Source organism: Nocardia sp. NPDC058058, assembly GCF_042885355.1.
GTDB lineage: Bacteria > Actinomycetota > Actinomycetes > Mycobacteriales > Mycobacteriaceae > Nocardia.
This window is the reverse complement of the sequence record NZ_JBHVSA010000001.1, coordinates 3,203,344-3,216,239: the sequence shown is the minus strand read 5'-3', so window position 1 is coordinate 3,216,239 and position 12,896 is coordinate 3,203,344. Positions and strand designations below refer to the sequence as shown.

At 66.2% G+C, this 12,896-nt stretch carries 10 protein-coding genes, 2 tRNA genes and 1 pseudogene; 5 read left to right on the top strand and 8 right to left on the bottom strand.

All coding sequences use genetic code 11. The annotated features are described in order from the left end of the window. Positions 1 to 72: 72 nt before the first annotated feature. The gene (locus tag ACFVUS_RS15010; RefSeq protein WP_387765596.1) at positions 73 to 993 is read right to left on the bottom strand and encodes a M48 family metallopeptidase; all 921 of its coding nucleotides are present in this window, start codon (positions 991 to 993) and stop codon (positions 73 to 75) included. A 189-nt stretch (positions 994 to 1,182) separates the two neighbouring features. Here ACFVUS_RS15010 and ACFVUS_RS15005 point away from each other — a divergent pair, with 189 nt between their 5' ends. After that, positions 1,183 to 1,656 carry a ribose-5-phosphate isomerase gene (locus ACFVUS_RS15005; RefSeq protein WP_364629447.1) on the top strand — a complete coding sequence of 158 codons (474 nt, stop codon included), beginning with the start codon at positions 1,183 to 1,185 and terminating at the stop codon, positions 1,654 to 1,656. An 82-nt stretch (positions 1,657 to 1,738) separates the two neighbouring features. After that, on the top strand, positions 1,739 to 2,551 hold the full coding sequence (locus tag ACFVUS_RS15000) for an Fpg/Nei family DNA glycosylase (RefSeq protein ID WP_387765284.1): 813 nt from the start codon (positions 1,739 to 1,741) through the stop codon (positions 2,549 to 2,551). 14 nt (positions 2,552 to 2,565) lie between these two features. Here the strand turns inward: ACFVUS_RS15000 and ACFVUS_RS14995 are convergent, their stop codons facing one another. After that, complete coding sequence (locus ACFVUS_RS14995) at positions 2,566 to 3,009, bottom strand: hypothetical protein (RefSeq protein WP_387765282.1); 444 nt, start codon at positions 3,007 to 3,009, stop codon at positions 2,566 to 2,568. A gap of 203 nt (positions 3,010 to 3,212) precedes the next feature. On the opposite strand from ACFVUS_RS14995, the gene ACFVUS_RS14990 reads away from it, so the two are divergent. After that, positions 3,213 to 4,457, top strand: coding sequence for an MFS transporter (locus tag ACFVUS_RS14990; protein ID WP_387765280.1), 1,245 nt, complete (start codon positions 3,213 to 3,215; stop codon positions 4,455 to 4,457). Here ACFVUS_RS14990 and ACFVUS_RS14985 read toward each other — a convergent pair. The 5 genes and pseudogenes from ACFVUS_RS14985 to ACFVUS_RS14965 form a co-directional block, all read right to left on the bottom strand. Beyond that, positions 4,424 to 5,920 carry a DUF4246 domain-containing protein gene (locus ACFVUS_RS14985; protein ID WP_387765278.1) on the bottom strand — a complete coding sequence of 499 codons (1,497 nt, stop codon included), beginning with the start codon at positions 5,918 to 5,920 and terminating at the stop codon, positions 4,424 to 4,426. The genes ACFVUS_RS14990 and ACFVUS_RS14985 overlap by 34 nt on opposite strands. Before the next feature lie 20 nt (positions 5,921 to 5,940). Further along, entirely contained in the window at positions 5,941 to 7,215 is a 1,275-nt protein-coding gene (locus ACFVUS_RS14980; RefSeq protein ID WP_387765276.1) for a glycosyltransferase 87 family protein, read from the bottom strand. A 60-nt stretch (positions 7,216 to 7,275) separates the two neighbouring features. Then, positions 7,276 to 8,550 (bottom strand): phosphatase PAP2 family protein, encoded by a 1,275-nt coding sequence (locus tag ACFVUS_RS14975; protein ID WP_387765593.1) that lies wholly within the window; start codon positions 8,548 to 8,550, stop codon positions 7,276 to 7,278. 379 nt (positions 8,551 to 8,929) lie between these two features. Next, a pseudogene (locus tag ACFVUS_RS14970) lies at positions 8,930 to 9,809 on the bottom strand (DUF1542 domain-containing protein). Positions 9,810 to 10,035: 226 nt separating this feature from the next. Beyond that, complete coding sequence (locus tag ACFVUS_RS14965; RefSeq protein ID WP_364629462.1) at positions 10,036 to 11,040, bottom strand: GGDEF domain-containing protein; 1,005 nt, start codon at positions 11,038 to 11,040, stop codon at positions 10,036 to 10,038. A 421-nt stretch (positions 11,041 to 11,461) separates the two neighbouring features. Between ACFVUS_RS14965 and ACFVUS_RS14960 the strand changes: the two genes are divergently transcribed. Continuing rightward, positions 11,462 to 11,532, top strand: a tRNA-Gly gene (locus ACFVUS_RS14960). A 41-nt stretch (positions 11,533 to 11,573) separates the two neighbouring features. After that, a tRNA-Pro gene (locus ACFVUS_RS14955) sits at positions 11,574 to 11,650 on the top strand. Here the strand turns inward: ACFVUS_RS14955 and ACFVUS_RS14950 are convergent. Continuing rightward, positions 11,629 to 12,879, bottom strand: coding sequence for a GAF domain-containing protein (locus tag ACFVUS_RS14950; protein ID WP_387765273.1), 1,251 nt, complete (start codon positions 12,877 to 12,879; stop codon positions 11,629 to 11,631). The two genes, ACFVUS_RS14955 and ACFVUS_RS14950, sit on opposite strands and share 22 nt — an antisense overlap. Positions 12,880 to 12,896: the final 17 nt, after the last annotated feature.

Sequence of the window (12,896 nt, the reverse complement as noted above, 5' to 3'; positions counted from 1 at the left end):
GCTCCCCGTGACCGGATTCCCCTGCTCGGCGTTCGGCGGTTGCGACTGATCGTCGGACGTCATGAGCAAACTCTATGCGGCCGGGGGAGTGGGGCGCAGGAACAGCTTCCCGTGCCGGCTGCGATCGCGCAGCGCCCACATCCGCCAGGTGTTCACCGGATGGCCGGCCTGCAGGTTGGTGAGCCAGACGAAGAATCCGGTTTCGGTGAAGGCGCGGTCCGCCATTTCGTCGAATCCGACCATGACGCCGAGGTATTTGCCCGCGGACAGCGTGGTCATCGCGCCGGACGCGCCCAGGAAGCAATAGCTGTAGCCGTGATTATCGGCGGTGTACTCCTGCGCGCGGCTCAGCGCCGGACCGAGCACGGGCACGAATTGCATGAGTATCGTGCCGAATTGCCGCCAATACGAGGTGTGGCCCGCCGCGATATGACCGACCTCGTGACCGATCACGAATGCCAGCGCCTCGGGTTGGCGTGCCGCGCCGCCGATTTCGAAAAGATCGCTGTTGACCACCACGAAACGACGGAAACCGTGACCCGCCGCGAACGCGTTGAGCTGACCATTGCCCAGCACCACATACGCGTCCGGGACCTTCTTCATACCGAAGCGCGTCGCCGCCTCCTGCACCATGCGATACGCGTCCGGGAATTGCGTCGGCGACATCTTCACCCCCGACACCCGCGCCGCGCCCCATTGCGAACCGCGCAGGAACCACACCAGAATCGGCGCGAACGCCAGAATCGACAGGTACAGATTGTCGGTACCTCGGCTCACCGCGAAAACCGCGTACGGATAGGCGAATACGGTCAGCACCACGACCAGCACCAGCAGCGGGATCTCCCAGCTGTGCCGTGCGGGCAACCCGAACGGCGACAGCCCGCGCGTCTGCGGATCGATCGGCATGCGCGGCGGCAGCTGCTGCGGGCGCGTCTCATCGGGCGCGACCGGACCCCATCCGGGCGGGCCGGTGGCCGGATCCCACCCGGTCATCCCCGATACGGGATTCCAGGCCGGGCCGTTGACCGTGGTCCGGGCGGTCAAAGCGGGCATTCGTTCTTGGCGGTCATCGGACGGCATGGCGCACCTTCGCATCGGAGGCCGGAAAGTTGGCACCTGTTATTCGCGCTCCCGCTCACCCACCGTTAATGGCCGATCGGCACTCCTGAGAGAATCCCTGCCATGCGCGTATACCTGGGTGCCGATCACGCCGGCTTCGAACTGAAGAACCACGTCAAGTCCCACCTGGAGGGCCAGGGCCACGAGGTCGTCGATTGCGGCGCGCTCGAGTACGACGCCCTCGACGACTACCCCGCCTTCTGCATCGAGGCCGCCCGCCGCACCGTCGCCGATCCCGGCAGCCTCGGCCTGGTCTTCGGTGGCTCCGGCAATGGCGAGCAGATCGCCGCCAACAAGGTCCCCGGCGCCCGCTGCGCCCTGGCCTGGAGTGTGGAAACCGCTCAGCTGGCCCGCCAGCACAACAACGCCCAGCTGATCGGCGTCGGCGGCCGCATGCACAGCACCGAGGAAGCCCTCGCCATCGTCGATGCCTTCCTGGCCGCCGAATGGTCCGATGAGGCCCGGCACCAGCGTCGCATCGACATCCTCGCCGAATACGAGAAGACCGGCGTCGCCCCCGCCGTTCCCGCGTACTGAGTTCCGCCACCCCGGAATAGGCCACGCCGCCGCGAACTCTCGTTCGCGGCGGCATTCCTTTTCTCCTGAGAGCCGGTGAGTCGTGCCCGAAGGCCATACCCTGCATCGCCTGGCGAAGCTGCATCAGCAGCGTCTGGCCGGTGCGCCCGTGCGCGTCTCCAGCCCGCAGGGCCGCTTCGCCGCCGAGGCCGCCCGCCTCGACGGCCGAGTCCTCACCCACGCCGAAGCCTGGGGTAAACACCTACTGCACCACTACGATTCGGGCCTGGCCGTCCACATCCACCTGGGCCTCTACGGCAAATTCTACGAATCCCCGGTCCCCATGGGTGAACCCGTCGGCGAAGTCCGCCTCCGCATGTACGGCCCCGGCCGCAAAGACACCCCCTACGGCATAGACCTCCGCGGCCCCAACACCTGCGAAATCCTCCTCGCCCCCGAAATCGACGCCCTCACAGCCCGTCTCGGCCCCGACCCGCTCCGCGGTGACGCCGACCCGGACCGAGCCTGGCACCGCATCTCCCGCTCCCAGCGTGCCATCGGCTCAATGCTCATGGACCAGAAGGTCATCGCGGGCGTAGGCAACGTCTACCGCGCCGAAGTCCTCTTCCGCCACGGCATCTCGCCCACGCGCCCCGGCAAACAGGTGAGCCACGAAGAGTGGCAAGCGATCTGGACCGACCTAGTTGCCCTGATGAAGGTGGGCGTCAAACGCGGCGTCATGGTCGTGGTCCGCCCCGAAGACGACCACGGCGCCCCGTCATACTCCCCGGACCGCCCCCGCACCTACGTCTACCGCCGCGCGGGCGACCCTTGCCGTCTCTGCACCACCACGGTCCTGCACTCGGTCATGGAAGGCCGAAACCTGTTCTGGTGCCCCACCTGCCAGCCCAGCTGACCGCGTCTCGGCGGCTATTGCAGGCAGGGGGTGGTGGTATCGGAGGCGGGGACGACCGTTGTCTGCACCGAGGTGGAAGGCGCGCGGAACAAGCCGCTGCCCGTGCCCAGGTCGGCCAGCTTCGAGCTGCCGAGTTGGATCAATGTCGCCGCGATTTCGGTTTGGTCATTGGAGATGGTCAAGGTGTGGCGACCGATAGTGGTTGGTGTCCAGTCGACTCGGCTGATGTGGTAGTCGCTCCAGTGGACAGGTATCGATACTCCATTGTCGGTGACTTCGATGACGTCCTTGTACGGCGTGATAGTTGAGAGCCACAGCTGATAGGTCTGATTGACGTGGCATGGCGCGCCCTCCAGCGGGCCGGTGTGAATCTTCGTTTCGGAGGCTTGGGCCGATGGTGCGGCGATCACCATCCCGAGTGCGGCGATGACGAAAGCTGTTGTGAGCGTGGACTTCATTGATCTCTCCCCGTGTAGATCCGGCGGCGCAAATCTAGCAGTTGTGAACTGAATATGTTTCACATTTGGGGTTGGAATCAGGGTGATTTCCACGGGGTGGAAAGAGCGTTGTCAGGGGTGGGGTGGGTTCGGAGAGTGGGTGGGCATTGTCGGTCCACTCATGAAGGCTGGAAGTTGTTGTCGGCGAGTATTCGGGTGTGCGTATGACCGTCAGTCGGCAGGTTGAGGGTTCAGGGGAAGTGTCCTCGTTGCGGCCGTTGCTGTTCACCGTTTATCTGCCCGCTACGGCCTATGGGATCGGGATGGGGGCGGCGGCGCCGGTGATGGCGTTGACGGCGCTGAGTTTGGGGGCGTCGGCGGCGGTGGCCGGGTTGACGGTGGCGCTGGTGGGATTGGGGCAGGTGCTGGGGGATATTCCGGCGGGGCAGGTGGTTTCGCGGTTGGGGGAGCGGGTTTCGATCATTTGCGCGAGTAGCGCGGGGGTGCTCGGGGTGCTGGTGTGCTTGGTCGCGCCGAGTGTGCCGGTGTTGTGCGTGGGGCTGGTGGTTGTCGGATTGTCCAATGCCGTATGGGGATTGGCTCGGATGAGTTATCTGTCCGAGGTGATTCCGTTCGAGCGGCGGGCGCGGGCGATGGCGCTGTTCGGCGGGGCCATGCGGCTGGGGAGTTTCCTCGGGCCGTTTCTCGGGGCGGCGGCGATCATCGGATTCGGTACGCGCGGTGGGTTTGTCGTCCAGTTGATCGCGATCGCGCTGGCCGGATATCTCATGACCCGGTTGCCGGATCCGCAGACCTCGACATCCGGGATCGATAAGCCGCCACCGCTGTCGCTGCTGAGCATCGGGCGAGCGCATCGCACCCTGTTGTTCACCCTGGGTGGCGGATCACTGCTGATGGGTGCGGCGCGCTCGGCGCGCGATGCCATATTGCCTTTGTGGGCAGACCATCTCGGCGCGAGCGCCGCGACGGCCGCGCTCGTCTACGGGATCGGCGCGGGTCTGGACGTCCTATGCGCCTATCCCGCAGGGCATTTGATGGACCGCTTCGGCAGGCGATTCATCGCCGTGCCCTCGTTGGCCATTCTGGCGATCGGGTATCTGATTGTGCCGTTCGCCGATTCGATCGCCATCCTCACCGTGGCCGCGATTGTCATGGGCATCGGCAATGGCATCGGCAACGGGGTCATCATGACCATCGGCGCGGATGTGGCCCCGGCGGCCACCCGCGCCGAATTCCTCGCCGCCTGGCGATTGACCCACGACTGCGGCTTCTTCGTGGGCCCACTGCTGGTCAGCGGTCTGGCCGCGATCGCTCCACTCGCCGCGGCCGTGGTGACCCTGGGCGGTGTGTCAGCCCTGGGCGCACTGGCGATGGGCCGCTACATCCCCGTCTACATCCCGTGGCAGCGCCGAAATCAGTGCTCGCAGAGCGAGAATTCCCGCTCGTAGATCTCCTCGTTGTGCTCGTCGACGAAGAACTTCCGCTCCCGCATGAGTTCCTCGCGGTAGCCCTCGGCCTCGGCCCGCGTCATGGTCGAGGCCGGTGACCACGGCTGCTGCGGTGCCACATCGGAGGTCGAGGTGATCGTCACGGTGGGATCGACCAGGAAGAACGCCAGGATCTTGCGATACCCCGGCCGGGTCGGATCCGCGAGGCGGAACGGTGAGACGCGATGCTGGAGGATATTCGGGAACGCCAGGCAGCGGCCCGCATTCGTCGATACCGAGCCCAGCACCTGACTCATCGGGTCCTCATCGCTGAGGCCGTAGACGTCCTCCATGCCATTGCCGTCGTTCTGCTCGTAGTCCGGATCGTCGATCGACGCGCGGAAGCTCAGTTGACTCTCGGTGATGTTCTCGCTGTCCCAGTAGTAGATACCGGTCGAGACGATGCGCTCGTTCATCATCCCTTCGACATGCCAACTGCCACCGGGATATTCGGGCCCATCCGGGGTGAGGTGAATCGTCGCGAGCTTGACGATGACCTGGAGTCGCCGCCCCCGCAGATCGACCCGAACGAAGTCGTCCGGCATCTCCGGCGTACTGAATTCGGGAGCGTCCGGGATGACCGGGCGACGCGTGTCCCACCATTCGTCACGCGCGGCGTCCCAATCGGCCCTGGCCTCTTCGTCGTTCGGATCCTCGGGCTCGACCGGCTTACCCGGCGCGTTGTCGTACCAGGTGTACGGATTGACCTCGATCCGCACCGGCCGCGGATACCGCAGATCGGTCAGCACATTCTCGAACAGCGGCAGCAGCCGCGCGAACAGCACCGGCAGCACCGCGTCGAGCTCACGATGCGCCACCGGATCCACATTGTTGACGTACGACCGGAACACCGCCCCGCCATCGGAGTCGATATCGACATCGGTCGGCAGCCACTGGAACTTCTCCGAATACGCGTACCGCGCAATATCTTTCCCACGCTGCGGCCACGCCGCATCCACCCCGCTCACTCCGCGCACCAGGCAGAACAGCGACGGATGCACCAGATCCAGCACCTGTTCGTTCGACCCCGGATGCCAATCCCGCTCGTTCTCGGGTACCTCCTCCAGCACCCGAACAGCTTCCCGCAGCGCACTTCTCAGCTCATCGGAGATCAATGTATCCGACTGCCACACCCCGTCGACACCCGAAACCTCGATCCCCGTCCCCGCATCGCGCCGTTCCGCGTAATACTCCAATTCCGCTATCACATAACGAACTTGGGCCTCGCTCAGTCCCTGCTCCGCAGCCTCCCGCGCCCACTTGGCGACAATGTCGGCATCGTGCATTTTCGTGAACCACAGTGCCTTGGAACGAATCTCCGCACTGAACCGCATCATCCGCAGCTCCGGCACGGCCCTGGCGGGCGCGACCGGCATCAAATGGGATTCGACGAAAGGCAGTGGAAAGCCGGATAGATCGGTCATGAAAATCCCCCAGGGAAGAACTAGCTGACGTCAACCGCCGAGACGGTTCGAGTGCGCACCGTAACCAGCCACCACAGTCCGAATGCGAGCAACGCGATGGTGGTGATGATGTAGATATCGCCGAAAATGCTTTGCCACCAGGACCAATTCAATTCCTGATGCCTGCCGTTGGGCACGATGCCCGGGCCGATCAGGAACGGGATGGTGAAGGCGGCGGTCAGCGCGGCCGGGGCCCGGCCGGGTTGGGTGGTGGCCCAGGCGACGGCGGCCACTATCGCGGGCCCCGCCCAGATCCAGTGGTGCGTCCAGGACACCGGCGAAATCAGCAGCAGGACCGCGGCATTCACCAGCAGGGCGGCGACCGAGTACACGGTGAGCGCGGGTTGACCCGCGAACGATTCGGCCTTGAACAGATAGTGCATCAGGACCGCGCCCGCGCCCACCACGACCAGACCGGTGGCGAGCCAGGCGATCGTGGCCGCCGAATGCGTCAGGCCCAGCCGGAAGAACAGGCCCTTGATCGACTGATTGCCGACGTAGTCCGGGGAGCCGATCCGATTGGTGTCGGTGACCGCGTGGAACCAGTAGTCCCGGGATTCGCGCGGGAAGAGCAGGAAGCCGCCGAGGACCACCGCGGCCGCTGTCGCCGCGGAGGTGGCCGCGGCCTTCCAATCCCGGCGCAGCAGGAAGTAGAGGATGAAGGCCGCCGGGGTCAGTTTCGTCACCACGGCGATGCCGATGAGCACACCGCGCGGCCAGCGCGGTTTCTCGGTCAGGCAGTCCAGCGCGACCGCAGCCATCAGCACGAGATTGATCTGCCCGAACCACAGTGTGGTGCGCACCGGTTCGATGGCCAGCAGTGCGAACACCGCCGTCGTGGTCAGCGTGAATTTCGTGCGCGGCAACAGATCCGGGCGAATGCGCGAGAGCACCAGCCAGACCGTCACCCCGAGACACGCCAGCGAGCTCGCCGTCACCAGGATTTCCGCCAGCCACAGCGGTGTCACCGCCAGCGGGATCATCAGGATGGCGGCGGACGGCGGATAGGTGAACGGCAGATCGGTATGCCCGGCCACCGGCAGCGTCGGCCCGTACAGCGTGCTGCCGTGCAGCCAGGCTCGGGTGACGACCCGATACACCTGCAAATCCAGGAACCCGTGCATGCGTGAGAACAGCAGGGCGATGGCCACCGAGAGCAGAATTCCGATCGCGAACGGAATGCGCGGGATATTTCTCAGGTCATCGGACTTCGCTTTGCGCAGCACGCCCCGCTGCCCCGTCCGCATGGTGATCATTCGGCAGACACTAACCCTTCGGCCTTCGCATAAGTTGTCCGGATTGTATTGCGGGAGTAGCTAGTTGATGTCAACGGATACCCGCGCATGCCGGCCGCCCCAGTCCGCCAAGCGACCGTCAGGGCTGCTGAACCAGGTCGCGTAGAAGACCAGCGAAACTACGGCAAGCGAACCCAGCACGGCAAACCCGGCCACCACCGGATAGGAGGACATGGTCACCGGCAGGAAGCGATAGGACAGCAACAGCCCCGCGAACACCGTCACGCCGAGCGTGACGATCCGCACCCGGTACCGATTCCAGCCGCGATCGGGTTCCCGCAGCGCCGACTCCACCGTCAGGCACAGCACCGCGCCCGCCACCAGATCGCAGCCGTAGTGATAGCCGAAACCCAGCGTCGCCAGCAGCGTGCACACCAGCCAGGTTGCACCCGCCCAGCGCAGCCAGCGCGGGCCGCCGCGCGAATGGATGAAAAGCGCCGTCGCCCACGCGGTATGCATGGACGGCATGCAATTGCGCGCGGTGACGGTGTCGAACAGCAGTGGTTTCGGCATGGAGGTCAGCGCGGGCAGCACGTGCGGCCAATCCCCGATCTGCAGGCCGTTGCCCTCGGGGCCGTACGCGAACACCGGCCCGACCACGGGGAACAGCACATAGCCGAGCGGCCCGACCACGCCCAGCACCAGGAATGTGCGCAGCAGATTGTGCCGCGGCCAGGGGCTGGTGGTCACATTGCGCAGCTGCCACACCGCGATCGCCACCGCCGCCACCGGCAACTGGATGTAGACGACGTGCAGAATCCCGGACGGTATCGGCCCGAGCACCTCCAGCGCCCGCCCGACCAGCCACGCGGGCTCACCCAAGGCGTGATCCGCGAGTTCCACGTATTGATCCAGCACCCGCGGTCCGGCGATCACACTGACCATCAGCCAGGTGTCGGCGACCTTCGAGGCCATGATGAGCAGCACACCGAACGCGATGGCGTGCAGGGCTGTCCGCCGCCGCTGCCCATCCCAGCGCGATGCGGCGATCGCCAGTCCGGTCAATGCCAGCGTCGGCCCGGTCCCGATCGACACATGCCACCCGCACAGGGCTTGCAGCCCGAGGGTCATCAGGTCCAGCACCGCTGCCGCAACCAGGCTGATGACCCGGATGCGCGCGGTCACGCCCACGCAGGCCAGTCCCAAACCGGCCCACGAAACGAACGCCGACTGCGGATTCGCGAAGTAGTCGTCGATCAGACTGCGTAGCGGTCCCAGTACGCCATGGTCGGATGCCCACCACTGCGCGGCGATCAGCAATATCGCCGCAACGGCCACCCCCGCGGTAGGCAGCACCCGCGATCCCGCACCGCCGCCGGACAACGACGAGCCGGGAATCTTCACCTCGTGGTCGACCAGCACCGTCAATCGATAACACAGCCCAAACGGAGGCACAACTTCCGGTTACCGCCAGACGTACAAGCGACCGACCAGCACCCGAACGGGCTCGGCACCGGATCGCCGGAATGCCGGAGTCCGCCGGCACTCGTCGCGCTCACCGCATCCGGTGAGGAGACCGCTCGATCGCCATCGCGACCCGGTCTATGGCGAACGTTGCGCGTACCGGCGCGGGTGAACGCCGAGACCGGCCCGCGTCACCGCGTCGGCGAGGACGCGCCTGCGCCGGGCGGTGGGCGGCGAGGACGCGCCTGCGCCGGTCGGTGGGCGGGGTGGGTCAGTAGCCGCCGCCGTCGAAGCTGTCGAAGCCGCCGAAATCGCCGTAGTCGCCGAAATCACTGCCGCCCAGATCCGATCCCGGATCGGCGAAACCCGCGTCCGCGAAGCCGGGGTCGGCCGCGCCGTAACCCTGGTCGCCGTTGCCCGGATCGCCGTAGCCCTGATCGGCGGCCCCCGGGTCGTAGCCTTGATCGCCGTTGCCGCCCGCGTCCAGCCCGTCCTGGTAGCCGTCGCCGTAGCCGCCTCTCGAACGCGGCCGCGTTGTAGTCGACTCCGGACATACCGGTGAACAGCGCGTCGAAGAGCAGGACCGAGCCGACGCCCCACGCACCCGCGACAAGGGCTGTGCGCCACCAGGGTTCGGAGTACCAGCCCGCGGGGACGGGCCGGCCCGCGACTCGCCCGCCCGGGTAGTAGTTGGGCGTTTCGGCCGAAGGGTTGGCCGAGGCTTCGATGCGGCGTCCCTCGAAATCGACGGTGCGATCCTCGGTGACCTTGCCGGCGCTGCGCTGGCCGTCGAGTTCGGGGACATCCGGCCCCGGATCCATTTTCATGGCCGATCGGGCGGCACGGACGTAATAGAGGCCCTCCAGCGCGGTCTCCTTGGCGAGCCGGGCCTGTGCCGGTGTGGTGGCCTGCTCGATTTGCGAACCCGCGGCGTTGAATCGTTCGCCCGCGTCGGCGAGTGCCTGTTTGGCGGGCTCGTCGTTGCCGGTCAGGTTGTAGACCTGTCCGCCGAGCCGTTCGATGACGCGCCTGGCATCGGCTTTCGCATCGGCGAGTTGGGTGTTCGCGCGGGACCGTTGTCCGCGGCTGACGATCAGCACCGCCAGTAGGACGACCACCAGGAGAACGAGTAGTACGACAACCGTAGCCACGCGAACCACCCTACGCGGCGCCAATTGCTGTTCAGTTGCTATAACTCGCGCCGCGGTCGTTTGCCCAGCTCGGTTCGATATCCGGGGGCTACCTCGGCCGACGGCTCCCGGCTCGAGAGGTGTTGATCACTCCGGCGCTCGGCGTGTTCGCCGCCGCCCCGGGCTCATCCGGACGGTGGCGGAATCGGCGCTCTCGATCGCGCGCCGATGCTCGTTCCCAGGTCGCTCAGCCCGCTACCGCGGCGAATCTGCCGGTGGTGGTTGCTGAGTCGACCTCCTCTGGGTCGAGCTCCGATATGGCGAATTGCCGCTTTCCTGCGGTCTTGGCGGAATACATGGCCCGGTCGGCGCTGCGCAGCAGATCGGCGAAATCGCAGTCGCGGCCGGGCGGGCAGAACGCGGTGCCGACACTGGCCGAGGCGGGGACCGGACCGGCCGCGGTGTGCACGGGTTCGCACAGCGCCGCCAGCACTCGCATCGCCAGCTCACCCAGCGCATTGCGGCGGGCGGGCAGCGCGACCACGAATTCGTCACCGCCGTACCGCGAGATGACCGTCTCGGCCGGGCAGGCGGCACGCAGTCGCTTGGCAATGGTGACCAGCACCTCGTCACCGACCGAATGCCCGTAGCCGTCATTGATCTGCTTGAAATCGTCGAGATCGATGAGCAGCAGCCCGATACCGCGTGCCGGATCGGTGGCCATCACCCGCACCCGCTCCTTGAGCAGTGAGCGGTTGGCCAGATCGGTCAGCGCGTCATGGGTGGCCTCGTGCCGCAGCCGGGTCTGCAATGCCGCGATTTCCTGCACTCGCACCGACACCGCCTCGGACAGGCTGCGTTCCTGCTGTGCGAGCGCCCGCTGTTGCAGCGCCTCGGCATAGCTGTCGATGGCCTGGCTGGCGATGAACGGCCACCGGGTGGCGATCAGCGAGCCCGGTTCGCCCGGTGCGAGCCCGAGCAGCGCGCGGCTGGCGGGCGCGAGCATGCGGGTGCGCTCGAACGGTGATTCGGCGAGCCGCCGCCCGATGCTGCGGGCCGCGGGCACCGGGAATGGCTCTGACCCGGCCAGTTCCAACAGCTCACCGATGATGCGCCCGAAGATGCGTTCCACATCCTCGGGTTCGAGTGCGGGCACGGTGGAACCCGTTCCGCCGGGATGTACCGCCCGGACCCATTCCCGGATGGTGGCCGTCACGACGGCGGTGGTGCGGGCGTCGATGCGGATGGGCATGCGCGCTCACCCTGCGAACGTGACGTCTGGCCCGGCGTCGCCGGGACCGGTGGTACCGGCGATGGTGCTGCTCGCGCCGGTGTTGCCCTTCGGATCGAACTCACTAACTCGCGGTCGGCATGTGTGGTGCACGCTCACCGCCCCCTTTCCAGATACCCCCGTCCGGACAAAAAGGATCCTAGCAAGCCACCCGGCATCGAAAACCCCTGTTTCAGAACGGGTTCCCGATACCTCGCGAATGGCGATCGGATGTGTGATCGTTCCTGGGAGCCAGGCGTTACACCCAATTTCCGCGAGTCTTCCCGACGCGCCGACGACCCGTACGACCGGCGCGAATCGGCCCGTATCCAGCACGATTGGCATTGGGTGAGTGAGATTAGGTACAGTGCTCAACGCATGCACCGGGACGTTCGGGGCGCACGCGGGTGTAGTTCAATGGTAGAACTTCAGCCTTCCAAGCTGATAGCGCGGGTTCGATTCCCGTCACCCGCTCTTCTCCCGTCTGGGAGCTTCGGCCCAGGCCGAACAGGTCACGGGGTGTAGCGCAGCTTGGTAGCGCATCCGCTTTGGGAGCGGAGGGTCGCAGGTTCAAATCCTGTCACCCCGACCATCTTTCGATTCCACCAGCGGTACCCGCCACAGCAGGGTGGTGCCTTGCGATTGCGGACCGGGTGATATTTCCAACACCCCGCCCCGGGCGCTCGCGCGTTTCGCGAGGTTGCGCAGGCCGCCGCGATGGGGTGCGTCGCCGAGGCCGATTCCATTGTCCGCGACCGAAACTCGCAATTCGCCCATATCGGCGGTGATGGTGATGTCTATCCGGGTTGCGTCGGCGTGCCGGACGGTGTTGGAGAGGGATTCGCGCAGTACCGCGAGCAGTTCGTGCGCGGTATCCGGATCGATGGCGTCGAGCGCGCCGTACTGCCGCAGCGCGGGGGTGAAGCCCAGGTGACGGGCGGCGGAGGTGACCAGATCGGTTATCTCGCCGGGCAATCCGCCGGGGACGGGTTCGGGGGAGTGGATGGAGAAGATCGTCGCGCGAATGTCCTGAATGGTGTCGTCCAGTGCCGAGATCAGGCGTTCCAGGCGTTCGGTGACCTCGGGCGCGGGCCGCAGGCGCAGGGCGGCCTGGGCGGTCAGACCGGCGGCGTAAATGCGCTGAATGACCGAATCGTGTAGATCGCGGGCGATACGGTCCCGATCCTCCATGACCGCGATCTTGATCGAATCCTCATGGCGGCGAACGGCATCGAGTTGCACCTGTTCGAACATGCGGGCATTGGTGATCTTCACCGCCGCGACCACCGCCAATGCCTCGATAATCCGTTCGTCCTCCGCGGTGAAGATGCCCGCGCGAGTATCGGCGAGATACAGATCGCCCAGTACCCGGCCGCGAATGCGCACCGGGACACCGAGAAAGCTACGCATGAGCGGATGCCCGGGCGGCCAGCCCTCGAAGGCCGGATGCGTGGTCAGATCGTCCAGCCGCACCGGTTGATCACCGGCGAGCACCACCCCGAGCAGACCGCGACCCTTGGGCCAGGACGGCATGCGCCGCACGGTGTCCTCGTCCATGCCGATCTGCACGAATTCGGCGAGGCGGCGCGTGCCCGAGTCCTGCGGATCCAGCAAACCCAGCGCACCGTATTGCGCACCGACCAGCCGGGTGGCGGCGGCCAGCAGCTGCCGTAGTACTACAGCCACATCCAGGTCGGTGACCACGGTGTAAATGGCTTCGACCAGATCGTGCAGACGTTCACTCGGCGCGGACAATCCGCGCAGTTCCGCCGGAACCTGTCCGCGCTCGGCTGGAGTCATACCCACTGGATCGGTCGGCATACCGAGAGGTTACCCAT